Source organism: Coleofasciculus sp. H7-2 (genome assembly GCF_042747725.1).
Taxonomy (GTDB): Bacteria; Cyanobacteriota; Cyanobacteriia; order Cyanobacteriales; family FACHB-T130; genus FACHB-T130.
On record NZ_JBHZGO010000101.1, the window covers coordinates 87935 to 114096 of the forward strand.

Annotated in this window: 22 protein-coding genes and 2 pseudogenes; 16 read left to right on the forward strand and 8 right to left on the reverse strand. The window is 45.4% G+C overall.

Going from position 1 to position 26162, the window contains the following annotated elements; translation table 11 throughout:
- Positions 1-22 precede the first annotated feature (22 nt).
- Positions 23-2959: a response regulator gene (locus tag ACFW2W_RS20570; protein ID WP_378182491.1), complete on the reverse strand. Its 2937-nt coding sequence runs from the start codon at positions 2957-2959 to the stop codon at positions 23-25.
- Between the two features lie 893 nt (positions 2960-3852).
- Between ACFW2W_RS20570 and argF the strand changes: the two genes are divergently transcribed.
- The 5 genes from argF to ACFW2W_RS20595 all read left to right on the forward strand — a co-directional run bounded on the left by argF (position 3853) and on the right by ACFW2W_RS20595 (position 7779).
- Positions 3853-4773, forward strand: a complete 921-nt coding sequence (argF, locus tag ACFW2W_RS20575) for an ornithine carbamoyltransferase (protein WP_378182494.1) — start codon at positions 3853-3855, stop codon at positions 4771-4773.
- Positions 4774-4910: 137 nt separating this feature from the next.
- Positions 4911-5546, forward strand: a complete 636-nt coding sequence (gene lexA, locus ACFW2W_RS20580; protein WP_378182496.1) for a transcriptional repressor LexA — start codon at positions 4911-4913, stop codon at positions 5544-5546.
- A gap of 108 nt (positions 5547-5654) precedes the next feature.
- Complete coding sequence (locus tag ACFW2W_RS20585) at positions 5655-6953, forward strand: AmpG family muropeptide MFS transporter (protein WP_378182499.1); 1299 nt, start codon at positions 5655-5657, stop codon at positions 6951-6953.
- 57 nt (positions 6954-7010) lie between these two features.
- Positions 7011-7235, forward strand: a complete 225-nt coding sequence (locus tag ACFW2W_RS20590; protein WP_378182501.1) for a hypothetical protein — start codon at positions 7011-7013, stop codon at positions 7233-7235.
- Position 7236: 1 nt separating this feature from the next.
- Complete coding sequence (locus ACFW2W_RS20595; protein WP_378182502.1) at positions 7237-7779, forward strand: GNAT family N-acetyltransferase; 543 nt, start codon at positions 7237-7239, stop codon at positions 7777-7779.
- A gap of 183 nt (positions 7780-7962) precedes the next feature.
- Here ACFW2W_RS20595 and ACFW2W_RS20600 read toward each other — a convergent pair.
- Positions 7963-8082 (reverse strand): annotated as a pseudogene (locus ACFW2W_RS20600) (IS1 family transposase); the annotation flags it as partial.
- A 1332-nt stretch (positions 8083-9414) separates the two neighbouring features.
- Here ACFW2W_RS20600 and ACFW2W_RS20605 point away from each other — a divergent pair.
- Positions 9415-10179 carry a HEAT repeat domain-containing protein gene (locus ACFW2W_RS20605; RefSeq protein ID WP_378183042.1) on the forward strand — a complete coding sequence of 255 codons (765 nt, stop codon included), beginning with the start codon at positions 9415-9417 and terminating at the stop codon, positions 10177-10179.
- Positions 10180-10189: 10 nt separating this feature from the next.
- Here the strand turns inward: ACFW2W_RS20605 and ACFW2W_RS20610 are convergent, their stop codons facing one another.
- A complete protein-coding gene (locus tag ACFW2W_RS20610) occupies positions 10190-10897 on the reverse strand; it encodes a uracil-DNA glycosylase family protein (protein WP_378182504.1) in 708 nt (235 codons plus the stop codon).
- A 262-nt stretch (positions 10898-11159) separates the two neighbouring features.
- Between ACFW2W_RS20610 and ACFW2W_RS20615 the strand changes: the two genes are divergently transcribed.
- Both ACFW2W_RS20615 and ACFW2W_RS20620 read left to right on the forward strand, forming a co-directional pair.
- Complete coding sequence (locus ACFW2W_RS20615; protein ID WP_378182506.1) at positions 11160-11879, forward strand: phosphoribosyltransferase; 720 nt, start codon at positions 11160-11162, stop codon at positions 11877-11879.
- 122 nt (positions 11880-12001) lie between these two features.
- Positions 12002-12301, forward strand: coding sequence for a hypothetical protein (locus ACFW2W_RS20620; protein ID WP_378182509.1), 300 nt, complete (start codon positions 12002-12004; stop codon positions 12299-12301).
- Positions 12302-12423: 122 nt separating this feature from the next.
- Here ACFW2W_RS20620 and ACFW2W_RS20625 read toward each other — a convergent pair whose 3' ends face one another.
- Entirely contained in the window at positions 12424-12804 is a 381-nt protein-coding gene (locus ACFW2W_RS20625; RefSeq protein WP_378182512.1) for a hypothetical protein, read from the reverse strand.
- A gap of 320 nt (positions 12805-13124) precedes the next feature.
- Between ACFW2W_RS20625 and ACFW2W_RS20630 the strand changes: the two genes are divergently transcribed.
- From ACFW2W_RS20630 to ACFW2W_RS20640, 3 genes are all read left to right on the forward strand, one after another.
- Positions 13125-14246: an aldo/keto reductase gene (locus ACFW2W_RS20630; RefSeq protein WP_378182515.1), complete on the forward strand. Its 1122-nt coding sequence runs from the start codon at positions 13125-13127 to the stop codon at positions 14244-14246.
- A 201-nt stretch (positions 14247-14447) separates the two neighbouring features.
- A complete protein-coding gene (locus ACFW2W_RS20635) occupies positions 14448-15530 on the forward strand; it encodes a class I fructose-bisphosphate aldolase (RefSeq protein ID WP_378182518.1) in 1083 nt (360 codons plus the stop codon).
- Between the two features lie 261 nt (positions 15531-15791).
- A complete protein-coding gene (locus tag ACFW2W_RS20640; protein ID WP_378182521.1) occupies positions 15792-16958 on the forward strand; it encodes a pyridoxal phosphate-dependent aminotransferase in 1167 nt (388 codons plus the stop codon).
- On the opposite strand, the pseudogene ACFW2W_RS20645 reads toward ACFW2W_RS20640, so the two are convergent.
- Both ACFW2W_RS20645 and ACFW2W_RS20650 read right to left on the reverse strand, forming a co-directional pair.
- Positions 16955-17479, reverse strand: a pseudogene (locus tag ACFW2W_RS20645) (PIN domain-containing protein). The gene ACFW2W_RS20640 and the pseudogene ACFW2W_RS20645 overlap by 4 nt on opposite strands.
- Positions 17476-17706, reverse strand: coding sequence for a hypothetical protein (locus ACFW2W_RS20650; protein ID WP_378182524.1), 231 nt, complete (start codon positions 17704-17706; stop codon positions 17476-17478). Before ACFW2W_RS20650 ends, ACFW2W_RS20645 begins: the two are co-directional and overlap by 4 nt.
- A 370-nt stretch (positions 17707-18076) precedes the next feature.
- Here ACFW2W_RS20650 and ACFW2W_RS20655 point away from each other — a divergent pair, with 370 nt between their 5' ends.
- Positions 18077-18334 carry a hypothetical protein gene (locus ACFW2W_RS20655; RefSeq protein WP_378182527.1) on the forward strand — a complete coding sequence of 86 codons (258 nt, stop codon included), beginning with the start codon at positions 18077-18079 and terminating at the stop codon, positions 18332-18334.
- A gap of 199 nt (positions 18335-18533) precedes the next feature.
- Here the strand turns inward: ACFW2W_RS20655 and ACFW2W_RS20660 are convergent, their stop codons facing one another.
- Positions 18534-19580, reverse strand: coding sequence for a 3-deoxy-7-phosphoheptulonate synthase (locus ACFW2W_RS20660; RefSeq protein ID WP_378182530.1), 1047 nt, complete (start codon positions 19578-19580; stop codon positions 18534-18536).
- A 247-nt stretch (positions 19581-19827) separates the two neighbouring features.
- Here ACFW2W_RS20660 and ACFW2W_RS20665 point away from each other — a divergent pair, with 247 nt between their 5' ends.
- From ACFW2W_RS20665 to ggt, 3 genes are all read left to right on the forward strand, one after another.
- Positions 19828-21927, forward strand: coding sequence for a RecQ family ATP-dependent DNA helicase (locus tag ACFW2W_RS20665; protein WP_378182533.1), 2100 nt, complete (start codon positions 19828-19830; stop codon positions 21925-21927).
- Between the two features lie 3 nt (positions 21928-21930).
- Positions 21931-23253, forward strand: a complete 1323-nt coding sequence (locus ACFW2W_RS20670; protein WP_378182535.1) for a DNA-processing protein DprA — start codon at positions 21931-21933, stop codon at positions 23251-23253.
- A 95-nt stretch (positions 23254-23348) separates the two neighbouring features.
- Entirely contained in the window at positions 23349-24905 is a 1557-nt protein-coding gene (ggt, locus tag ACFW2W_RS20675) for a gamma-glutamyltransferase (protein ID WP_378182538.1), read from the forward strand.
- An 8-nt stretch (positions 24906-24913) separates the two neighbouring features.
- Here the strand turns inward: ggt and ACFW2W_RS20680 are convergent, their stop codons facing one another.
- Complete coding sequence (locus ACFW2W_RS20680; RefSeq protein WP_378182541.1) at positions 24914-25210, reverse strand: acylphosphatase; 297 nt, start codon at positions 25208-25210, stop codon at positions 24914-24916.
- Positions 25211-25537: 327 nt separating this feature from the next.
- On the opposite strand from ACFW2W_RS20680, the gene ACFW2W_RS20685 reads away from it, so the two are divergent.
- Positions 25538-26143 carry a type II CAAX prenyl endopeptidase Rce1 family protein gene (locus tag ACFW2W_RS20685; protein WP_378182544.1) on the forward strand — a complete coding sequence of 202 codons (606 nt, stop codon included), beginning with the start codon at positions 25538-25540 and terminating at the stop codon, positions 26141-26143.
- Positions 26144-26162 lie beyond the last annotated feature (19 nt).

The following is a 26162-nucleotide window of genomic DNA, read 5'->3' on the forward strand; positions in this document are numbered from 1 at the left end:
GCCTTCTTCCCTTTTCCTTTGCCTAAAATGCCTCCTCGAAAGACTCAATCCCGTCCCATCTTTCATCTGTTTCCCGTTTTTGTAATCTCTGACAACGTTTAACATAGAGGCTAGCCGCTTTATCCTGATTATTTTGCTCTAAGACGTTCTTGAAAATTTGCTCCGCAGAGGCATACTTTTTACTGTAATAGAGATGGATTCCCCATTCAAAGGAGCTTCTGGTTTTGCTTTTTAGTTCTAAATTCTCTAAGCTAACACCATCGAAAACTTCAAAAATAGGCGATAAATCTTTACGACCTTTAATATGGACTTTATCCAAAAACCTATAATTATATTGGGTGGGATCTTCTAAACCCAGCAAAGTCTTTTCACTAATAATAATAGAAGCTCCGTAGACTTTGGTCAAATCTTCCAGGCGAGACGCCAGATTCACAGCATCTGAAATCACTGTCCCTTCCATACGCTGTTCATCTCCAATCGTGCCCAGCATCAAACTGCCGCTATGGACGCCAATGCCGATAGCAATAGGCGGTAAATTGTTTTTTTGGCGTTCCACATTATACTGCAAGACTTGTTTTTGCATTTCAATCGCTGCCCGCAAAGCATCTTCAGCGCTTTCCGGAAAAAGCGCCATCACCGCATCTCCGATATATTTATCTATAAAGCCATTATTATTCCGGATAACTGGACTCACCCGACTCAAGTAAGAATTAATAAAATTAAAGTTCTCTTTGGGTGACATCGCCTCTGAAAGGCTAGTAAAGTCACGAATGTCAGAAAAGAGAATTGTCATTTCTTTCTGTACTTGGTCGCCCAGCTTTACATTAACAATACTTTCTTCTCCCAGTAAACTAATAAATTGCCGAGGCACAAACCTACCATAAGCAATATTTATTTTGGAAAGCTCAAGATGAGTCTTTATTCGCGCTATCAGTTCGTGTTTTGAAATAGGTTTAGTTAGATAATCATTGGCTCCAGAACCAAAAGTTTCTAATAAATTAGCAACGCTATGCGCTTCTGTCACAATCACAATCGGTAATTCATTCGCGGGGAAAGTTTGGCGAATTATTTTGCAAACTTCATAGCCTGACATCTTTGGCATCATTACATCAAGTAAGATTAAGTCAGGCTTTAAACCTTGCTCAATGGCTTCTAAAGCAGCTATACCATCCCTTGCTTGAAAAACGGTATAATTTTCCAAATAGAGATAATTGTTAAGAATCTGAAGATTAACCGGATCGTCATCTACAATTAAAATTTTAAAGTTTCCCTCTTGGGGTGCAGGTTGTAGGTAATTTTGTAACCTTTCAACCTGGAAGTTTTCAATCTTAAACTCCTTCAAACTGACCTCTTGGAAAGGAGTTTGTTGTACAACTTCTAACTTTTCTGACAGCGGTAGCGTAAAAGTAAACCGCGAACCTTTTCCTAGGGTGGACTCTACGCGAATTTTGCCGCCATGCAACTCCACCAGTTGTTTGGTAACTGCAAGCCGGATGCCCGTTCCCACGTAAGGTCTAATAATAGATTCTTCGGTAAGTTCAAAAGCATCAAAAATGGTGTCCAGTTTACTGATTGGAATACCGCTGCCGGTATCTGCAACCGTAATTTCCATGTAATTATCCACAACCAATGACAACACTTCTACACCACCTAGATCAGTAAATTTAATCGCATTACTAACTAGATTATGCAAAATTTGTTGAACTCGATTTTCATCGGCATATACCAGTGGGGCTGTAGGATCAATTTGATTAATCAAATGCAAAAATTTGATATCTGCGAAAGGTTTAGAAAGAGTTAAAACAACATCAATAACTTCTCGCATTCCCACTGGCTTGAGTTTTAATTCCAGCGTTTTATGTTTAAGTTTTTCTAAGTCAACAATATCGTTAACCATATTTGCTAGCCGCTGACCGCTTTGAACAATCATTAACAAATTTTGCTCTTGGATTTCCGATAGTTGTCCAGCCGCTCCCTCTAAAAGAGAGTCGGCAATGCCGATTATTCCATTTAAAGGGGTTCGTAGTTCTTGGGAAGTATTGGCTAAAAATTCATCCTTTAGTTGGTTTATTTGCAATAAATCTTTATTTTTAGATTCCAGATTTTGGGCATAATCCCGTATCTCAGTTACCATCGAATTAAAGGCATCTGCCAGTAGTCCCAGCTCATCTTTGCTTTTAACATCTATAAAGATGTCAAAGTTGCGATCGCATACTTTCTGAGCACCTTCTAGTAACTGTTCAATCGGGTATCCCAACCAACGCGCCAGCAAAAATGCGACTAGCAGTGACAGAACTAAACTAATACTGATAATACTAATGCAAATATACCGTAATTTCTGGACTTGATTGATTTCGTTGGTACCGTCGTACTCCAAAACTAAAACAGCGATTACTTGCTCTTGCTCATCTTTGATGGGAATTGCTGCTTTCAGAAAAGTCCCAACTTTATCAGTGTAAAATTTTTTCCCTGCTTGTGCTTCCCCTTCAAAAGCTTGTTGCAGTTCTTTTTGATCAGTTGCGTATATATTACCAATAGAGTTTTCTTTCTGAGCTAGTGTGTTTTCGTAATCGGTATGAGCTAGAAATTTTACAATTTGATATTCAGGTGATTCTGGTATGCTAACGATAAGATAGGTTGAGCGAATGAGCGGAATATCGACTGTGGCTTCCGGTTCCTGTCTCAAAAATCTCACTGGAAATACTTTTCTCCGGCTGCTATTTCTGATTTTTATCAAAATTTTCACAAGGTCTTGATAATCCTGGGATTTTATATATTCTTGGGCAATTTTAGGCAGCAAGGAAGCAGTGATTTCTCCAGGTTCTAGCGTCCTTATTTTTTCGCTGACAGGCAGAGAATTTTTTTCAAGAGACTGGCGAAGCCGCTGAATTCTTTCTTTTTCGTCTTGCTCTAATAAAGATGCTCCTTGACGACCTACATCTTTAAGCCGTTCTGACATCTGGTTCAAAACAATTTGGTTTGTTTTTGAGTAGAAAAAATAAACGCTAGTGCTAGTGACTCCAACTGAAAGAAGCGAGATAGCCAGTCCTATTTTCACCGCGAAGGGAAATTTCATATTCGGGATTCTAGAAAAGTTATATTTCTGTGATATTTCTAATCATTTTTCTGAATCACCCATTACCTTAGTAAATATACTTAATCGGCTTAAGGTTATACTAAAAATTTTAAGTGTAATCAACCTAACCGACATACATCAGTTTGTTAATTCTTGCAACCTAATTTCTGGGTAGGGGAAACAGGCTGAGCATTCCGCTCACTTTTTTGACTGGGAGGAGACAAAGCGAACCTTTACCATACCGACGCCTTTATTGTGGTTGATTTTGTCTTTATTGTGGTTGATTTCTAGGTTGAAAAGATATTTTTCGAGAATTGGGGGTGAAAGAGACTGGGAAGCATAAATTTGGGATTTACAACTCTTTATTAAGCTGCTGAGCAGAAAAAACATTTACCCTTGAAACCCGTTAATTTCTGCAAAAATGGGTTGCTAGCCCGAAGGTTTTACCCCAAATGTCGCCGGGAACCCGCCTAGTTACTCATGAACTTGTCCTTACAATTGACAAAACTCCTGAACCCTTGAAAAATCGTAGGTTGGGTAACGCGATCGCGTTACCCAACAAACTGCACCAGTGCTGAGTAACGTTGCCTCAAAGGGAGCCTACACATCCGAGATTTGGATAGTCTTTCAGCTACAATCCTCTGCCACAGCTAAGTCGATAAAAATCTGGTAGGGTTTTAAAACGGTATAACAAGAGCCAAGTTGAGTCAAAACGACGCGATACGTTAGGACTCACGCTACAAGAACGCATTTTACTTCACTCATCGGGGATAAAAATGGAAGCATTGAAAGGACGAGATTTCCTAAGTCTGGCAGACCTCAGTGCTGAGGAAATGAAAGAACTTTTGCATTTGGCAACCCAGCTGAAGACGCATCAGCTAAGTTGGCGCTGCAATAAGGTGTTAGGGCTGTTGTTTTATAAAGCGTCTACACGGACTCGCGTCAGCTTTTCAGTGGCAATGTACCAACTGGGCGGTCAGGTGATAGACCTTAATCCTAATGTTACCCAGGTGAGCCGGGGAGAACCGTTGGCGGATACAGCACGGGTGTTGGCTCGGTATCTAGACATCCTAGCGATTCGGACATTTGAGCAGCAGGATCTGCAAACTTTTGCGGACTATGCCAGGATTCCGATTATCAATGCGCTGTCGGATTTAGAGCATCCCTGTCAGGTTTTAGCTGATTTGTTAACTGTTCAAGAATGCTTTGGAACGCCAGATGGGCTGACTTTGACTTATCTGGGAGATGGCAATAATATGGCTAACTCGCTGCTTTTGGGCGGCGCGTTGATGGGGATGAATGTGAGAATTGCTACACCTGCGGAGTATCAACCCGATGCGGCAATTGTAGAGCAGGCGAAGAAGATTGCACAGGGGAACACTGAGGTCACAATTACTAACGATCCCGAAGCTGCCGCCAAAGGTGCCCACGTGCTTTATACCGATGTTTGGGCAAGTATGGGGCAAGAGGAACAGGCGGATGCCAGAATTCCCATTTTTCAACCTTACCAGGTGAACGAGCAGCTGTTGAGTATTGCCGATCCTGATGCAATTGTGCTGCATTGTTTACCTGCTCATCGGGAGGAAGAAATTACCGATGCTGTCATCGAAGGTTCTCAGTCGCGGGTTTGGGATCAGGCAGAAAACCGAATGCACGCGCAGAAAGCTTTGTTGGTCAGTCTTTTGGGAGCAGATTGATAATTTGTTAATCGCTAATCGCGAATGGCTAATAGCTAATTGTTTAAAAACCATGATTCTATTAACCACTGGACAGACGTAGATTTTAGTAGTACGAATGTTCTATAGGACGTAGATTAGTATCCCCCTATTGTTTTATGGAACCCCTAACTGATGCTCAACAGCAACTTTATAATTGGCTGGTGGAATATATCGGTCAATATCAACACGCGCCTTCAATTCGGCAGATGATGTGGGCAATGGAACTGAAGTCGCCAGCGCCGGTTCAGAGTCGCCTGGAACACTTGCGTGCGAAAGGCTATATTGACTGGACGGAAGGAAAAGCCCGCACGATTAGAATTGTGCGCTCTGGTGCGGGTGGAGTGCCGGTTTTAGGAGCGATCGCTGCCGGTGGTCTTGTCGAACCTTTCACCGATACTCTCGAACAGTTGGATTTGTCTTCCCTGTTTCGTCAGCCAGATTATTATGCCCTTCGGGTGGTAGGAGACAGCATGATTGAAGACCAAATTGCCGAAGGCGATATGGTGATCATGCGACCCGTACCCGAACCGGATCGGGTGAAAAATGGCACGATTGTGGCAGCACGAGTCGAAGGACACGGGACAACTTTGAAACGCTATCACCGTCAGGGAGAGCAAATTACGCTCAAACCCGCGAATGCCAAATACGACCCCATTAAGGTAAAGGCTAACCAAGTGGAGGTGCAAGGTGTCTTGGTAGGCGTCTGGCGCGGCTATGATGCTGCCATAAAATCGGTATCTCGAAGGCGATAGCACTGTTCGCGTTACCATGCCGCTAAGTCTCCGGGAAAAGGTTTCTCTCTATGGGATGATGTCTCAAGTCACAGGAGTTATCTGAGCTAGGGAGCAGCCTTTTTAGTCGTGAAAGCAACTCAACCCTTCTTGCAAGTTTTCCAGAGTCGCAAGCTGGCGTCTCTGCTGTTATTAGGTTTTTCGTCAGGTTTGCCCCTTTATCTAACTAGCAGAACTCTGCAAGCTTGGATGCAAGACGAAAAAGTGGATTTGGCATCAATTGGGTTGTTCAGCTTAGTTGGCTTGCCTTATTCGCTCAAATTTCTCTGGTCGCCGTTGCTCGATCGATTTGTACCGCCTTTTTTAGGACGGCGGCGGGGTTGGCTAGTTTTAACTCAAGTAGGGCTGTTGTTCGCGATCGCGGCAATGGCCCTCCAGCAGCCACGAAACGCCCTGCAATTTCTCGCCATCAATGCCTTAATCGTTGCTTTTTTGAGCGCGACTCAGGACATTGCCGGTGATGCCTACCGTACCGATGTGCTAGAAGTACGGGAATTAGGTATAGGTGCATCAACTTGGGTTTTAGGCTATCGAATTGCCATTCTGGTGACGAGTGCCGTAGCGCTGATTTTGGCAGATCGAATCCCTTGGTCAGGGGTGTATCTACTGATGGCAGCTTTAATGGGAGTCGGGCTAATTACCTCTTTCTGGGCACCTGAACCGAAAGGAAATAGCGATCGCCCACCAACCTCTTTGACTGATGCCGTATATCTACCTTTTGAAGAATTTTTTCGGCGACTAGGACTTGGTGCAGGTAGCCTCACTCTGCTGTTTGTCTTGCTCTACAAAGTGGGTGATGCCTTAGTCGGAAATATGGCAACCCCATTTTTGCTAGCGATAGAATTTACCAAAACTGATATTGGGGCAATCCAGGGCGGCATGGGCTTCTTAGCCACAACCGTTGGTGTAATCGGTGGCGGACTCATCGTGACTCGGATTGGCATCAATCGCTCCCTTTGGCTCTTTGGTGCCCTGCAAGCATTCAGCAATCTCGGCTATTTTGCCCTAGCAACCGCAGGCAAAAATTACTCTTTTTTAGTGCTGGCAATTAATCTCGAAAATTTATGTGCCGGATTGGTAACAGCCGCCTTTGTTGCCTATTTAATGAGTCTTTGTAATCAACGCTTTTCCGCCACTCAGTTTGCTTTACTCTCCAGTTTGATGGCAGTATGCAGTATCATTCTTGCTGCTCCTGCCGGACACTTAGCAAAGGCGACAGGTTGGCCTGGGTTCTTTCTAATTTCTTTAATTGCAGCTTTACCTGGATTATTGCTGTTGCCCTTTGTTGCTCCCTGGAATCCGCGCTTTGTGCCAGAAATACCTAGAGAGGCACTAGATGATGAAGACGATGACTCTCAACAGTTGTAGGATAGAAACAGAAAGCTTAACAAATCTTAAGCACAATTCTTAGAAAAGTCTTTTGCTATGACTATCCTTCGTCAGTACATTGCTCCATTGATTGCGGTGTTGATCTTTTTTGTGGCGCTGGTGGCAGTTAGCGCCCGCATCTTTTTACCATCTGATATGGCAGCACCCGCACCTATTGAGGAAGTCGATTCCCCAGGGGAACGCGCTCAGGCACCGGCATCTGATTTTAGCTTGGGAATGATGGATTTAGGATTCATCTCTAATCTAAAATCGATAGTCTAAAATGCCCTGTCTGTTATTGCCTGGTTATCAGCTGCGCGAAGGATCGAGTCTGAATCGAGCAAGTCTCGTGAAATTCATGCAGCTGACTTACCAAGAGCTTTTTCCAGAACAAAAAGATTTTTCTCATCTAGCGGAAACGGTTGAGCAATACTTTTCTAAAAAAACACCTCTGTGGTGGGTTGAACTAAAGGAGGAAGGAGGAATAAAAAAGGAGGAAACAGATTCTTCGATTCCTGGCTCATCCGTTCATCATCCTTCCCAAGTGGCTTGTCTTTGGCTGGGGAATGCCGTGGATCAGGTAACAGGCGATCGCCATGCCCACATTTTTTTGCTCTATGTCTTGCCAAAACACCGTCGGCGTGGTATAGGAAAAGCTTTGGTCAATCATGCCGAAGACTGGGCGCGGGCAAGAGGCGATCGCCAAATGGGTCTGCAAGTCTTTCAAACCAATCAACCCGCTTTGAATCTTTACCGCCGCCTCGGCTACCAAACCCAGTCTTTGTGGATGCTGAAACCGCTGTTTCCTGAGACACCGCAGCCATAAGGAAGACCAACAAAGCTATTTTCTTTTGGGCCGTCCAAAGCCTTTTGCCTGTTTCTTACCTTTGCCCTTAGAAGCTTTTTCAGGCACACCAGGAACGCTTTCCGTCTCTGGCAATTCCTGAGCTTCAGATGTTAAAGAAGGGTTTATTTGCGTCTGCGGCTCGGCATTTTCCTCAACAACATCAGCGGCAACAAACTGTTTCCCACAGTCTTTACAAACATATCTTTGCTTGTTTTTATAGTGCCCATTTTTCCGAACCTCAGTAGCGCTGCATTTGGGACAGATAATCTGAGGCGTCTCCATTTCTGGGGCTTCTGAGGCGGTTGCGGGTGCTGATTCTACAGCAGGTTCGTTCTGGTCGTCTGCTTCTGGCTGCTGGTTGAAAACAGCTACCACTGCCTCAAACGCCGATGCTGCTCTATCTAATAGAGTAGGCTGAGGGGCGTCTCGTTCATCGTTGGGAGCGATCGCCTCCTCCGGCGACTCACCAGCAGCCATCTCCTCATCTGGTTGAGCTGACACTGGAGCTTCGGCGGTTGGTGTTTCGGTTTCGACTTCCGATTCCCTGGGGATATCTTCGACTGGAACGGGTGTAGCCGCTGATGTTTCGGCTTCGGCTTCTGGAGGTGCTGGTTTTAGAGCAGGCTCTTTTTGGTCGGCATCTGGTTTGTCGAAAACAGAAACCACTGCCTGAAGCGCCGCCGCCGCCCTGTCTAATAGAGTCGGTTGTTGGGGATCTTTTAGTTCCTCTTTGGGAGCGATCGCCTCCTCTGGCAACCCAGCCTCAGCAGCAGTCGTCTCCTCAGGTTGAGCTGACACTTCCGGTGCCGCCGTTGGAGTTTCAGAGATTGCTTCAGAGATTGTTTCTGGGACGGCGCTGGGCGTCTCCTCGACTGGTTCGGGTACGGGTGCTTTAGCTTCCGTCTCTGGAACTGAACTGGGCGGTGGCTCAACTTCCGGTGCCGCTGCTGGAGTTTGGGCTTCTGCCTCTGGAACTGAACTGGGCCGTGACTCTACTTTCGGTGCTGCGACAGCTGAGGAAGCCGTAGAACTCGCGTCTACTGGCTTCTCCCAGTCAGATACTGGAGTGGTAGGCTGCCAGTTGGGGTCAGGCTGGGGAATTTTGAATGCTATAATTTCCGGCGGTTGCGATCGCGTTAGTTTGGCAGGAGCCAGTCGGCTGATGCGATCGCCGAGATTTTCCGCGATCGCATAGGTCACGGGAAGCACCGTCGCTTTCGAGACTGCCTCCCGCACCAACCCGGTAACGTGTTCGGACGGATCGGGGGCAGGTCCAGAAGCAGGTGGAGGAGCAGATGGCACTGACGGTGATAAATTGACCTGCGGCAATGGCATCACCGGCTGCTGAGATGGGTGGGTTGGTCCCAAGGCGGGAACGAATCGAATGGAACGAACCATCCGGCGATATGGCTCTAGGTGGTCTGTCACATTACTCCCCCTGTTATCAAGCATCACAATAGAAGGCTCTTGGTGTCGTGTACTATACCAAATTCAACTTTTTGATCGGGTCTAGCAACTCATAATGTTAGTTTTCTTAACTTTCGTGCCTCTCTCAAGCAGGCATTGCCAGTAGAGACTAGAGGAATGGGAGCGGTAGTGGTACTTTATTCAAATATGTATGACGACGATGACGATTTGAGCTTACTCGATCCAGAGATAGAGCTAGAAAGCCCCCTGGATCAAATAGAGCCGCTCGATGCCGACGGGGAGAGCCAGCCTAAACCAGATCCAGAAGCGATGCTGGCACTGTTGGTGGCTCCTGAAACGCAGCAACGGATGCTAGCAGCACGAGCTTTCTGCGAACTACAGGATGAACGGGCGATTCCTCATTTAATCCGCTTGCTGAGCGACCCCTGCCCGTTGGTGCGGGTGAGCGCTGCTTATGGGCTGGGGCGCAATCCCAGTTCTACAGCCGTAGTGCCATTGATTACCCAGCTCAACCACGATTGGAATGGCTACGTCCGCAAAGGCGTTGTTTGGGCTTTGGGAAACTGCCGCGATCGCCGCTCCTTAGAACCCCTCACTGACGCCTTAAAAACCGATATTTCTGCCGTGCGTCTGTGGGCAGCCAGTGGGTTAGCTCAAATGGCTGAACTGGGCTACGAAGCCATTGTGGCATCAATTCCACCCCTGATTGAAGCTTTAAGGCAAGACGCGATCGCCGCAGTCCGTAGCAACTGTGCCTGGTCGTTAGGACAACTCTGCCGCGAAATGCCTTCTAATGCCGTCTACGCCGGTGCCATTGATGGATTAATTGAGGCATTCGCAGAAGATGAAGAGATGGGTGTCCGAGAAGATGCTAAAGCGGCACTTTTGAGAGTCGGCGATCCACGAGGTCTTCAGCTAATTGAAACCTTAGAACAGGAAGGACTGGTTTAAGCGGACAAAATTACGCTGGAGAACTGCGGATTTCATCCAACTTTGCCCGCACCGCTTGCATATCCTGCCACATCAACCATTTGGGGCTGCCCGGTTCGCGGGCAGGATTCCGCAGCAGGTAGGCTGGATGGAGAATCGGCATACACAGGCGTCCTTCCCACTCGATCCAAGTGCCGCGAATTTTAGTAATGGCTCTTTTATCGCCAGTCAATCCTTTCACTGCTGTAGCGCCCGTTAATAGAATAATTTTCGGGTCTACCAGGCGAATCTGTTCCCACAAATAAGGTTTGCAAGCGGCGATTTCATCGGGGGTGGGTACCCGATTGGCGGGGGGACGGCACTTATTAATATTGGCGATGTAGACATCCTGTTCTGTATTTAGCTGCACCGACGCGAGTATTTTCTCTAGCAACTGTCCCGCTTTCCCGACAAATGGCAAGCCGGTTTCGTCTTCATTTCGACCGGGCGCTTCCCCCACAATCATGATGGGTGCCTGGAGATTGCCGCGTCCAACTACAGCGTGTGTACGGGTGTCTCCCAATCGACAGCGATGGCATTGGTTGCAATGCTCACTCATCTGAGCCATTGTTTGATAGGTGCCAGCAGGAATGGGAATTTTGGCACTTGTAGGAATCAGTTCTGGTGCTTGAGGCTGGGGTGTGGCAGATTCGCTAATCCCTGAAGTGTCAAAAAGGCTGAGTTGGTCTTCGCTGGGCATGAATTTGGCGGCTAGTCTATTGTTTTTCCGAAATAATCTTAACAATATTGACACTCCGCTGACCTAAGCCGGAAGGTCGCCCTTCCGACTTAGGTCAGCATGGGGCTTCCGCCCTCTGAGCTTCCGGTTATTCTCAGGCTAAAGGTGGCTTCACACTTTCCCTTTGATAGTTCATACTTTGGATGGACTCTCGATTCCTGACTTATTTGGCGAAAATCAGCCATTATAGAGGCGAGCGCACTGCCAACTTCTGGAGGGTGCCATGTCATCTGTCCCCATTTTTCGCGATCGCATTACTGCCGGTGAGCAGCTAGCTCAGCCTATTCTGGCAGAGATTAACCAGCTCCAAGCTCAAGGATTGAGCGTTCAGCCTATCGTTTATGCACTGCCTCGCGGCGGCATTCCTGTGGCTGTGCCGGTGGCACGCTGTCTGGGTTGCCCGGTGGATATCATTGTCGCTAAAAAAATTACTCGTCCCGAAAACCCAGAACTGGCTATCGGTGCTGTCACGTCAGATGGGCACGTCATCTGGTACCAGCCAAAGCGATCGCGTAAAGATGAAGAAAATAATCAGCTGCGGGAAACGGCGCTGCACCAAGCCCAAGAAAAAGCTGCGGCGCTATACAGTCAGCTTTCTCCTAGCTGCTTGTCCGTGAGTCCTCGCGGTGCGATCGCTATTTTGATTGACGATGGCATTGCTACCGGCATGACAATGGCAGCCGCCGCTTATGCTTTGAAAGCCCAAGAACCCGCTGCTGTTTGGGTTTGTAGTCCAGTGGCACCGATAGGATTGAGTGATTGGCTATTATCTTGGAGCGATCGCGTTATTATCCTCCAGACGCCCGATCCTTTCCTCAGTGTCAGCCGCTTCTATGAAGAGTTTCCCCAAGTTGAGACAGAAGAAGCCCTCGCTGACTTGCAGCAGCACAATCAGCAGATTTTCCCCGGCACTCTCCCGCCAGATGCGCCTCTGAGCAGATAGCCAAACTGTTTAATTTTGATTATCTTAGCTAGTAGTCCGGCATTGATAATTTTTTTATTAGCGATTAACTAACAGTTAATTGCTCATCGTTAATGGCTCTTTTAACAACTAACAACTGATCGATGAGACCTTTACAATTTTGGTGGCGCACTTTAGTTTTTTCTAGCCAGTACAATCCACCTTGGTTCGTTGAGTTGCTGATGACTGGGTTAGCCATCGGTTTACTGATGAGCTGGGAAATTACCAAAGACTGGCCTTATTTGGTTTTAAGTTCAAGCTACGCAATTGGAGCTGCTATGTCAATGTGGGTACGCGAAAGTCTCATGCCCTCGCCCCATTTACGGATAATGCAGGTTCTCGCAGTCCTGTTACTAATCTATAGTTTTTGTAGCTTTTCTGACTTAGCTGTTTACCTAAAGTAATCTGGGGCTTAAATTTAGATTCTAAAATCTAAATTTCCACACCATTTAATATTTTAAATTATGCAAATTCAAAAAACTCAAGCGATGCACCCGCCTAAAAAATCAGCTAAGAGTCAAAGATGCTAACAAATAACAAATGCCTGGTGAAGAATTAGCCGATTTCCTAGGGGATCGTAGGCATAGATTTCTCTGCCATGAGAAGCTATAAAAATTTCTCCTGGTGGTGGGTATCCGAGGGCGGTTAGGTGAGAAATTGTCCCTTCTAAGTCAGTCACTTCTAAACACAAACTCATTCCATTTTTAGCTGAGTTTTCAAACTCTGAGAAGTGCGTTTCCTTGGGTCTAAAGATTCCTAGTCGCAATCCAGGTAACTGAAATTCAGCGTAAATATTTGGGATGTATGGATTCGGGTTTTGGCTGAGCAAATTGGTATAGAAAAGCACCAAAAGTTCAATGTCAACGGTTGCCAAAGTGACGAGTGCGGTGGTGCATTGGAAAATCATATTTGCCAGTAATCGCTTGGAAAAAAGGCAGGGCTGTTTCATTCTCTAAAAGCTATAATCTGCCAGCCAGGGGTTGAAACCCCTGTCTCATAGCTAAAGTCGTCTAAAGACGACTGTACATTAGTATTTGAGTCGTCTTTAGACGACTTGGGCTTTTAGCCCGTGGACTTAAGTCCCTGGCGGGTTTCAGGAGAATGAAATAGCCCTGGAAAAAAGGTTAAGCCTTAATAAAGTAAATAACCTATCTAGAGACAGGTGAAAATAAACTAACAAAAATATTAATTCTGAGAAGAAATGAGAGAAATCAGCCGGGTAAGCCCATGCCAGATGCACATGATGATAACGCAGCGGAGAATCGTCGCCAAGAGATTCTGAACTGGAAGCGCAGGCAGTTTCTGCAACGACTCGGCGTTTTGGGAGTCGGAGTAGCGATCGCCGATCGGATCTTGCTACACCCACACCAACAAGTCAATGCTGAGACGAATCTATCGCCAACCTCTCAGGCGACACCGATAAAACCAGGCGAAATCCCGCGCCGAAAACTCGGACGTACTGGCGTAGAAGTTTCGGCGCTGACACTTGGCGGCTTTCATCTAGGGGTTCCGAAGGACGAACAAGAAGCGATCCGGATTGTTCAGGAAGCGCTGGATGCTGGTGTCACCTTTATGGACAACGCCTGGGAATATAACGAAGGCGTCAGCGAACAACGGCTGGGTAAGGCGCTGCAAGGTAGGCGGGATAAAGCTTTTGTGATGACAAAAGTTTGTACCCACGGACGCGATCGCCAAGTCGCCATGCAGCAACTAGAGCAATCTTTGCGGCGTCTCAAAACGGATTATATCGACCTGTGGCAAGTTCATGAAGTCGTCTACGACAACGACCCGGAAAGGCATTTCGCTAAAGGGGGTGTCATCGAGGCTTTAGATGAAGCCAAGCGGCAGGGTAAAGTTCGGTTTGTCGGCTTCACAGGTCACAAAGATCCGGCAATTCACCTGAAAATGCTTTCCTATGATTATCCCTTTGATACTGTGCAACTGCCGCTGAATTGTTTTGACGCCAGCTTTCGCAGCTTTGAGAAGCAAGTTCTCCCAGAACTCAACAAGCGCGGGATTGCCGCTATTGGCATGAAAAGTCTCGGCGGTGGGGGCGAACCGATTAAAGCAGGCGTTGTCACCGTTCAAGAAGCGCTACGCTATGCTATGAGCCTTCCCGTGGCGACGACGGTGAGTGGGATTGACTCGCTACAAGTGCTGCGCCAGAACTTGAATATTGCCAGGGGTTTCACGCCGATGACGGCACAGGAAATGCAAGCAGTGCGATCGCGTTATGCGACCTATGCTGCTGATGGGCGCTTTGAACTTTACAAAACCTCAAAGAAGTACGACGGGCCACCGGGTAGAGAACAGCACGGATTTCCACCTAAAGAGCAACTCGAAACTTGAAGCGTTACGCTAGCTTTTAGGAGGGTTCTCTGATTGATTAAAGACAGGTGGTAATTGGAAAATTTGGAGTGATGAGTTTTGAATAAAGCATTTTAAAATCAAAATTAAAAACGCGCTACGAAGAGCAAAACTCTCTATTTACTACCCCTCTTGCCTGCATCAGCACTGCCCACCAAAACTAAAGTTTTGAGGAAAACTGCTATGACTGCTACGCTATCTATGCCCAGTTTTCTGGAGTCGAATCTTGGTAAAGAAGCAGAAGACCTCCTGACTCACAAAGCGAAGGTTTCCAAAGATTTACTGCATCTGCCGGGACCTGATTTTGTAGACCGAATTTTTGCCGCCAGCGATCGCAACCCGCAAGTGCTGCGGAGTCTCCAGCAACTGTATTCGAGTGGGCGTTTAGCCAATACTGGCTATCTTTCCATCCTGCCAGTAGACCAAGGGATCGAACACTCAGCCGGGGCTTCTTTTGCACCCAACCCGATGTATTTCGATCCTGAGAATATCGTCAAACTAGCGATCGCTGCCGGTTGCAATGCCGTTGCCACCACTCTGGGCGTTTTGGGCATGGTTTCTCGCAAGTATGCCCACAAAATCCCCTTCATTGTCAAAATTAACCACAATGAATTACTCACCTACCCCAATCAATTCGACCAGATAATGTTTGCCTCCATTGAGCAAGCTTGGAATTTGGGGGCAACTGCGGTCGGGGCAACGATTTACTTTGGTTCGGAGGAATCCACCCGCCAAATTCAGGAAGTCAGCCAAGCTTTTGAACGCGCCCATGAATATGGGATGGCAACCATCCTTTGGTGCTATCTCCGGAACAACGCTTTTAAGCAAGACAAAGACTATCACGTAGCAGCGGATCTCACGGGTCAGGCTAATCACTTGGGCGTGACCATTCAAGCAGACATCATTAAACAAAAGCTCCCTGAATGTAACAACGGATATGTGGCGGTTGCCAAAGTCACGGGTCAAAGTTACGGCAAAACCAACGACCGGGTTTACACCGACCTGACGACCGACCATCCGATTGACCTCACCCGCTACCAGGTGCTGAATTGCTACTCTGGTCGCGCTGGATTGATTAATTCTGGAGGTGCGTCGGGTAAAAACGACTTTGCCGAAGCCATCCGCACCGCCGTAATTAACAAACGGGCTGGGGGTACTGGATTAATTTCCGGTCGCAAAACCTTCCAGCGTCCGTTTGAGGAAGGAGTGAAGCTATTTAACGCTATCCAAGATGTTTATCTGTCACCAGATGTAACCATTGCTTGAGCGAATAAGCCCGGAGTCTGTTAAGGTACAACGACACTAAAATGGAAAACTTTGTGTTTCCTTAGTGCCACCCGTGCCTTGGTGGTGAATCGTCAGGATGCAGGTAAGAACCAGGAATCAGTTGAAAAAGTAAAAAAAATGGCAACAGTAGAGCCTGATTGCAGGATACTCTGAAAGACTAGAGAGTTACCAAGTGCGATCGCGATGAGCTAAGTTACTTTGGCAACAGCTCTCTAAGTTAGTCTCAAGAGTGGGGTAAGGATGAAGCTGGCAGCACGAGTGGAGCAAGTACAGCCTTCTTTAACATTGGCGATCGCCGCCAAAGCCAAGGCAATGAAGGTGGATGGAATTGATGTTTGTAGTTTCAGCACTGGGGAACCAGATTTCGACACCCCGACGCATATCAAAGCCGCTGCCCAAAAAGCTCTAGACGAGGGCAAGACCAAGTATGGGCCAGCTGCTGGGGAACCGAAGTTAAGGCAAGCGATCGCTCACAAGCTGCAAACTGATAATGGACTCGGCTACACGGCTGAAAATGTCATCGTTACCAACGGTGGCAAGCATTCTCTCTATAACCTGCTGATGGCGCTGATTGAGGCGGGGGATGAGGTGATTATCCCCGCTCCCTACTGGCTGAGTTATCCGGATATGGTGATTCTGGCGGGTGGGACTCCGGTGATTGTCCAGACGGATGCCTCCAGTGGCTATAAAATTACGCCGGAGCAACTGCGCTCATCTTGTACGGATCGGACTAAGCTATTTGTCCTCAATTCCCCTTCTAATCCTACCGGCGTCGTCTATACGCCAGCAGAGTTGGCAGCGCTGGCAGAGGTGGTGGTGGAGAAAGATATTCTGGTTGTCTCTGATGAGATTTACGAAAAGATTATCTATGAAGGAGTGCAACAGATTAGTATTGGTTCGCTGGGGCGAGAAATCTTTGAGCGCACCCTCATTAGCAACGGGTTTGCTAAAGCTTACTCAATGACGGGTTGGAGAATCGGCTATCTAGCGGCACCCGTAGAATTGATTAGAGCAATGAGTATTATCCAAGGGCACAGCACCTCGAATGTGTGTACGTTTGCACAATTTGGCGCGATCGCTGCCTTGGAAAGTTCTCAAGAGTGTGTGGAACAAATGCGCCTCGCCTTTGCCGAACGGCGACAGGTTATGCTAAAGCGCCTCAACGCCATTTCTGGACTCAGTTGCGCCAAGCCTGACGGTGCTTTCTACTTGTTTATCAATATCGGCAAGACGGGTTTAACTTCTCTAGAATTCTGTAATGCCTTGCTAGAATCTCAGCAAGTTGCTGTCATTCCGGGGATTGCTTTTGGTGCCGATGACCACATCCGCTTATCTTATGCGACGGATATGACCTCGATTGAGAAAGGAATGGATAGATTAGATAAATTTGTGCGATCGCTAGTTTAGTCTAAGGTTGGCGACAAACGATCTCGTAACTCAATGACTGACAAAATCGGCAAAGTGGCACCCGCGAAACCCTGAGAATCGCGGGTAACAATGGCATCAAGACGCTCGGCGAGCGCACAAGCTAATTGGAGTGCATCTTCAAAATCTCTCAAATTAGATGCGATCGCTCTCTCCAGTCTCAGACGGTCAACAAGGCACACTTCCATAACTTCTATAGCAATCCTAAGTGAGTTTTAATTTCTCTTTTCTTTCTCTGCGCTCTCTGCGTCCTCTGCGGTTCGTTATTCTTCACTAATCAAATAGGACTGCTATAGTGTCTCAATTACAGCAAGTCTCGCCCGTTCAAGGTTCTGTGTCTGCTTTCTAACAATGTAGAAGATATCAGTTACAGTGGTTGCTGTCACATACCCCTGAATCTGCCCTGAGTAGATAGCCTGGAATAAAGCGTCGGCATCCCTGATAAAAGGGTCTCGCTCTAGCAGAAAATCTAGAACAATGTTGGTGTCCACCAAGACCATCATTTTAGATATTTCTCCACTAGACGTTCTTCTAACATTGCCTCAACTTCGGCATCAGTCGGGGGTGGCGCATCGGTTTTCGCTAGTCCCCGCATCCGCTCTATTGCGCCTTTGCGATCGCGGGGGGGTCGGAGTTCGTGTCGAAGCGACTCGACGAGCGCACTCACCAATTCCAAGCGATCGCTCACCGATAATTGATATGCTTGATTTTTTAATTCTTGCAAAGACATGGTTGATCTTTCCTCAAATATTTCCTGACAACTTTAGTGTAGGCGGAAGATAGCGATCGCGTCCGGATGTTAACGCTGTTCGGCAATTTAATCTCTAAAAGCGATCGCTTTGTCTAGCATTGGGTACGGGCAAAATACGGGGACGCTGCTTCTTGTGATTTGCATCACATAAACGGAAGATAGCGATCGCATTCTATTTAGATTGTCGTCACTCAGCCGAGTGCGCCTTATTACTCTTATTTATTAGTTTCATCACTCATTAGGCTGATAAATGTCACTTTTTTTGCAGACAGTTATCACTTATTCCGACATAAGCCGTAGTGCATAGTAATAATAAGAATACAGAATCTCACAAACGGAGATAAATAAAATGTTAGCTACTTCTAATTTTTTATATTCTCACAGCCGCTACCACGGTGATGTAAAACCAGAAAATTTGGTTTTTAATGCAAATCTACAGGAATTTGCTCAACGAGTGACTTATATCAGCTGTCTGGCAAGTAATGGAAAAATTCCTCTAGAGAAAGCCTTCCAAGACGTTGAAATGCTTTGGAAACAGTTGGAAGATTCAAAAAAACAACTGGGTGTGGGCGAACATCCCTTCCCAGCAGGAGAAAGAAACACTTAGTTATTAGTATCGGTGAGAGTACTTTCACCGATATAGCAATCCTATTTGATTTGCGAACCCCTGTAGAGACGCGATTAATCGCGTCTCTACACTTAGGCGAATACTCGCGCACAACTCAAATAGGATTGCTATACTAAAAGCGCCTGCGATCGCGAAGCGCTCCAAAAAGTCAGTTCGCACTCTCAAAAAACTGTTTTTTTTATTTTAGTTTTTCGTAGGCAGCTAAAATAATCTTTTCTGTTTCCTCCCAACTAATACATTTATCCGTCACCGAAACCCCATATCTTAATTCCTCTAATTGGCTGGGAATGGGTTGATTTCCTTCGTACAAATTCGATTCTAGCATCATGCCAACGATCGATGAATTCCCCTCCAATATTTGTTGAATAACATTTTCAAAAACTGCCGACTGTTTTTTGTAGTCTTTATTTGAATTTCCGTGACTACAGTCGATGACAATTTTTGGAGGTAAATTAGCTGCTTTTAATTTTTCCTCCGCAATTTTTACATTCGCCGCATCGAAGTTAGGCTGTTTGGCACCGCCCCGTAGAATAATATGACCGTAAGCATTTCCTTTCGTTTTAAAAATGCTCACCTGTCCCATCGGATTAATCCCTAGAAAATGGTGAGGTTTTCTAGCTGATTCCAGAGCATTTAAAGCTACTTGAACGCTACCATCAGTACCATTTTTAAAACCCACAGGCATTGAAAGTCCGCTTGCCATTTCGCGGTGAGTTTGCGATTCGGTTGTGCGTGCCCCAATCGCCGACCATGCAATTAATTCGCCAATATATTGCGGGACTATAGGATCGAGAGCTTCTGTAGCAGCGGGTAATCCCAATTCAGTGATTTTGATTAGCAAACTCCGTGCGGTTAATAAACCCTTTTCTATGTGGAAAGAATCATCCATATCCGGATCGTTAATTAATCCTTTCCATCCCACAGTAGTTCTGGGTTTTTCAAAATACACTCTCATGATCAGCAGCAGCTTATCATTGACTCGGTCAAAAAGATTTTTTAGCCTATAGGCATATTCTTCAGCCGATTTTATATCATGGATAGAACAAGGGCCAACAACAATAAATTTTCTACTATCTTTCCCATCTAGGATATTCTCTATTTCATTCCTAAAGTTTAAGACGGTTTTTTCTGCCTCATCTGTTAAAGGTAATTTTGATTTAAGTTCATTTGGAGTTAAGAGAATATGTGACTCTTCAATATGAGTGTTGAATAATTGGGTTTCCATCGGGTAAAATTCCTGATTTTTGTAGGCGCTAAGGATTGAAGTCCAAATGTAATGTTATAGAAAGGCTGAAAAAATTTATCTAATTTAGATAAAAAAATTAATAAAAACACGGAACCCTAGTTGCAAGCATTCCCCACAGCACACCCTGCTGAAGCGATCGCTACCTGGACGTACCCGCACCCAAGCTGAGAGCGATCGCTCTGGATGCCCTAAATTAGGGTAATAAAGCCAAGATTAGGATAGTCAAATGACGCCTGAACTCAAAAAGCAAGCGCTTTCAGTGCTGAGGCGATCGCTCAATAATCCAGCAGCAGACTTTCGGGATGGTCAATGGGAAGCTATTGCAGCCCTAATCCAACAGCGATCGCGTTTACTTGTAGTTCAACGCACTGGCTGGGGCAAAAGTCTCGTCTATTTTTTAGCGACTCGTTTACTGCGCGATCGCGGTGCAGGTGCCACTCTTCTTATTTCACCCCTGCTTGCCCTCATGCGGAACCAAATTGCCGCTGCTGAACGAATAGGAATTAGAGCCGCTACCATCAACTCCAGCAACACAGACGAATGGGAACTTGTAAAAACTCAGTTGCTAGCAGGAAATGTCGATATTCTGCTAATTTCCCCCGAAAGATTGGCAAATGAACAATTTCGGGAAACAGTTTTGTTACCAATATCTCAACGAATTGGGTTATTTGTAGTCGATGAAGCACACTGTATTTCAGATTGGGGACATGACTTTCGCCCTGATTATCGACGCATTGTGCGAGTTTTACAAGCACTTCCCCAAAACATTCCCGTCTTAGCTACAACCGCCACGGCTAATAATCGTGTCGTCAATGATATCGTCACCCATCTGGGACAAAACATCAGGGTTTTTAGAGGACTTTTAACCAGAGAAAGCTTACATCTGCAAAACCTTTATCTGCCACAACCAGCTGCGAGAATAACATGGTTAGCCCAACATCTTCCCACCTTACCTGGAAGCGGTATTATTTATACTCTTACTGTTAAAGATGCAGAACGAGTTGCCACTTGGTTACAGTCGATGGAAATTCCTGCTAAAGCCTATCACAGCGCTCTGGATAATGAAGAACGTTTAAAATTAGAAGACCAACTGCTCAAAAACGAAATTAAAGCATTAGTCGCAACTACAGCACTGGGAATGGGTTTCGATAAACCCGATTTAGGATTTGTGATTCATTATCAGCGCCCTGGTTCTGTAGTTCATTATTATCAACAAGTCGGACGTGCTGGCAGAGCAGTAGATCAAGCTTATGGCATCCTCCTCAGCGGTAGTGAAGACGAAGATATTACTAATTATTTCATTCAAGCAGCATTTCCTCCCCAGGCTCACGTCCAGCAAGTTTTGAGTGCATTGAATCAGGCAGAAGATGGTCTGTCTGTGCCAATGTTAGAGCAACAACTAAATCTTTCTAAAGGACAAATTGACAAAATATTAAAAATCCTGGCGCTAGAGTTTCCCTCACCAATCACTAAGCAGGGAAGCAAGTGGTATGCTACCGCAATTACCTATCAACCTGACACTGAAAAAATTGCCCGCTTGACACAAATTCGCCGCAATGAACAAGCGCGAATGCTGGACTATATGCAGAGTCAGGAATGTTTAATGGCTTTTCTGGCTAGAGAGTTAGACGATCCAAATCCAGTTGCTTGCGGCAAATGTGCTGTATGTTTGGATAAACCTCTGTTGCCAGAAACTTACTCGCAAGAAATCGTCAATCAAGCGATTTTATTTCTCCGTCGTAGCGACCAAATTATTGAACCCCGCAAGCAAATACCATCAAACGCTTTGTCATCTTATGCTTTGAAAGGAAGAATTGCAGATAATCTTCGAGCAGAACAAGGAAGGACTTTGTCTTTGTGGGGTGATGCTGGTTGGGGAGAAATGGTCAAGCAAGGCAAATATCGGGATAATAAATTAGATGATGCCTTGGTGCAAGGTGCTGTAGAGATGATTCAGAGATTCCAACCCGAACCTTTTCCCACTTGGGTAACTTGTATTCCTTCCCTCAATCGTCCAAACTTAGTGCCGGATTTTGCCCAACGACTGGCAGATAAACTAGATGTGCCTTTTGTGCCAATTGTGAGGAAACTTCGCCAGAATAGACTCCAAAAAGAAATGAACAACAGTTATCAACAAGCTCACAATTTAGACGGGGTATTTGCAGTTGATAGCTGGACAAGAATGGGCAAAGCTGTTTTCTTGATTGATGATATAGTTGATTCCGGTTGGACTTTCACTGTAGTAGCGATGCTCTTGCGTCGTGCTGGCAGTGGTAAGGTTTTCCCACTCGCACTAGCTCTTAATTCACTTAGCGCAGAAGCTTAACTGATGTCAACTCATGTGCTGATGCCAGATACTCAAGCGATTTTGTTGTTGTGTGCCAGCTTTGGTCAAAATCGACAAACAGAGCCGCAACCTTTGACGCTGAGCGAGTACAATAACTTAGCTAGTTGGCTCAAGGAAAACAAGTTGCGTCCAGCTGATTTGCTAACACCAATTGGTAAAGACCAATTGCCAGAAATTACAGGGATAAAGTTAAACCCTAACCGTCTTATCGCTCTGCTAGAAAGAGGTGTCATGTTAGGGTTAGCTGTGGAAAGTTGGATTAGTCAAGGACTCTGGATATTAGGGCGTAGTGACGCTGAATATCCCAAGCGTCTGAAAAAGCATCTGAGGCATTTAGCACCCGCAATTCTCTATGGTATTGGCAATATAGAATTACTCTCGATTGGAGGGCTAGCGGTAGTCGGTTCTCGTGATGTGGATGAAGAGGGAATCAACTATACCCATAGAGTTGCCCAGACTTGTGCCCAACAAGGCATTCAGATTGTTTCTGGTGGAGCGCGAGGGGTGGATCAAGTGGCAATGCTAGGCGCTTTAGAAGCAGCCGGGACAGCTTTGGGGATGCTGGCTGATAGCTTGACTAAAGCTGCTGTTGCCAGCATGTATCGCTCAGCTATCCGGGAAGGTAGACTCACGCTAGTTTCTGCCTACGATCCTGACGTTGGCTTCAATGTGGGTAATGCAATGGGGCGAAATAAGTATATTTATGCCTTAGCTGATTATGCCCTAGTTGTTAGCTCCTCGTTTGCTAAGGGTGGCACTTGGGCGGGTGCTGTCGAAGCGTTGGAAAAGCAAAAGGATCTTCCAGTTTTTGTCCGGCTAGAAGGAACTATTCCTGAAGGTAATCAGCAGTTAATTAATAAGGGGGCAAAGTCGTTTCCTAAACAACCCTGGAATGATTCATTGAGAACGCTTTTGGATTCGGCAATTAAAGCTAATAAGACTGAAATAGAATTAACTACAACTAATATAACAGTATCCCCGATTGATGAAACCAAATCTATAAGGGCATTGCAGAATGATGTAGAAGCGATCGCTATCAACGATCTACCCTCTGAACCAGCTACAACTGCTCTGGGTGAAGTAAATCAATATTGCCCTCAAGACATTTATGAAGCTGTTATACCATTCATCTTGAAAAGCTTAGAGCAACCAAAGAGTGCAAAGTCTCTGGCAGAATGTCTGGATGTAAGACCAGGGCAGATACAAGATTGGTTAAAAAGAGCTGTTGCAGAGGGGAAGGTACTCAAAACAAAAACCGGGTATCTTGTGAATCAAGAAGGCTTTCAGTTGTCTTTATTGCCTTAAACCAACTGATTAGGCTATGATTAATAATCTATGTATTGATAGCTGAATCTATTCTGTATTTTCTACTAACTTTATACAAATAACTTTTATATCAGATGACTAAAAAAACTCACGGGGTGATTGCTGCTGGACATCAAAAAACTGCCGAAGCTGGAATTGAGATGCTCCGATTAGGGGGGAACGCATTTGATGCGGCAGCGGCGGCAATCCTAGCCTCTTGCGTTACTGAAACTGCCCTGACATCTGCCGCTGGTGGTGGTTTTCTTTTAGCCCATACTCAGGATAACCAAAATATTTTGTTTGACTTCTTTTCTCAAACGCCACGGCAGAAAAAAAGTCAGGAACATCTTAATTTTTATCCAGTTGGAATTAATTTTGGCGATGCAGTCCAAGAGTTCCATATTGGTCTTGGCTCAATGGCGGTGCCAGGAAACCTCAGCGGCGTTTTCCACGTTCATCAAAAATTGGGTAGATTACCTTTTAAGGTAGTTGCTGAACCTGCCATTCGCTATGCAAAGACTGGTGTCGAACTAAATGATTTTACCTATTACTGTTTGACAATCCTCAGCCCCATTATGCTTGCCTCTAAAGAGATGCAGCAAGTTTTTGCCCCAGATGGCAAACTTGTGCAGCCTGGAGGAACAGTCTTGATGAGTAATTTTGCTGATACCTTAACTTATTTAGTTGAAAGTGGAATTAGAGAATTTTATGAGGGTGAAATTGCTCAACGTTTAGTCAAAGATTGTCAAGATTATGGAGGTTACTTAACCTTAGAAGACCTTAAAAATTATCGAGTAATTGAGAGAAAGCCTCTTGTTATCAATTACCGGGGGAACACCTTCTTAACGAATCCTCCACCCAGTTCTGGCGGCATTCTGATTGCTTTTGCTTTAGAACTGCTTTCAAAAGTTAATTTGGCTGATATGGAGTTTGGCAGTTCTCGCCATTTAGAAATATTAGCTCATGTGATGCGTCTAACAAATGAAGCGAGAAAGGATAGATATAACGCTTATACTCATACAGAAGATATTGCCGATACTTTTTTATCATCTGAACATTTAGCTATCTATGAAGATCAATTAACTGAAGTTGTCAATAAATGGGGCAGCACTACTCATATCAGTGTGGTCGATAGCGAAGGTAATGCGGCGAGTGTTACCACTTCCAACGGAGAGGGGTCTTCTTATGTGATTCCGGGAACTGGCATCATGGTTAATAATATGCTAGGAGAAGCCGATTTAAATCCGCATGGATTTCATAACTGGGAAGAAAATACTCGGATTTCTTCAATGATGACTCCGACTATCGTGCTTAAGAATAATCAACCAGAGATTGTTTTGGGTTCTGGTGGATCGAATCGGATTAGAACCGCAATTTTACAGGTAATTTCCAATATTATTGATTTTCAAATGGACGTTGATACAGCGGTGAATAATCCTCGCGTTCACTGGGAAAATGATATTTTTAATCTTGAACCAGGCTTTAGCGAAGAGGAACTTAAAAAGCTGATGCTTCCGGGTAGTAATGAATTAGTTTTTTGGAAACAGAAGAATATGTTTTTCGGTGGCGTTCATAGCGTCATGGAAAATTCGCAAGGATTGATAACAGGCGCAGGCGATCGCCGTAGAAGTGGAGTCATCGCCACCTGCTAAAATTGTCTCTATCGCCACATTTCACACCCGCGCAATCCTTGTGGCGTTTCGTACTCAACCGCCACATCTTTCACCACAGCAGCGGCTGGCCCTTTGTGACACCATTGAATTATCTCTTCAACATCTGCCTTGCTTCCTTCAAAAACAGCTTCTACACGCCCATCAGAGAGATTCCGCACCCAGCCGCTGACGCCTAGCTGGATCGCTTCATCCAACGTTGAAAACCGAAAACCAACTCCCTGAACGGTTCCTGACACGATTACGTGGACGCGGATTTGCCCTGGCGGGGGTGATGAATTCTGCATCAATTTTTCCCTGTCTACGACAGCTTTTTAGCTCAAAACTATTGCCTGGGTTCATTTTAAACAGGAATGGCGTCAGCTATTGAGCTAATGCTATTTAATTTTTTGACTAACAATATGTTTTTCAACGCCAAGGGTGCAAAGGTTTACGCAGAGGTACGCAGAGTTTAAACTTACTTGTATGTACCTTTTGTGCTACGTTTTTCATTTAGACAAATTTTTTTATGCTATTGGCGATTTTTGACCTTTCCGAGAAAGCTACTTAACGAAAAAGGCTCTCGCTAGCAGAATTTTATTTTAGAAAAATATCTATCTGAGGAAATATTTTTAATGGTTGATGCGTATATTAGTAATGTGCCAGCGATCGCAGCGCTATTTGAGTTTTCGGTAGATGCGATCGCGCTTTCCCCAACTCTAGGAATCGTCCATCGCTTAATTACAGCCGTCTCTACAATTCCTGATGCCCAGGCTTGGCTATATTCCGCTGCATTGGTACTGATATATGCCCTAATTTCACTACCTATCGGATTCAAACTGGGTTTTCTAAAACTTGATGTAGAAACATCTTGGCAAATCATTGTCGGCGTAATGGCACGTTGTCTGTTGTCTCCCGCCATATCTGAGGAGTTATTTTTTCGCATCTTACTACTCCCTCATCCCACAGAAAATGCTACCCCTGCTACTCTGTGGTTGTGGGGATGTATCAGTTTGGTAATGTTTATTATCTACCATCCCCTCAATGCTGTAACTTTCTACCCAGATGGACTCCAGACTTTTTTTAATCCGATTTTTCTATTCTTGGCAGCACTTCTAGGCGTTATTTGTACCCTTGCCTATTTTCAAAGTGGTTCTCTATGGATGCCGGTGGCAATTCATTGGCTAATTGTAGTGGGCTGGCTACTTTTATTGGGAGGATATAAGAAATTGAATCCTTAACATCTTCGTCTTGAACATT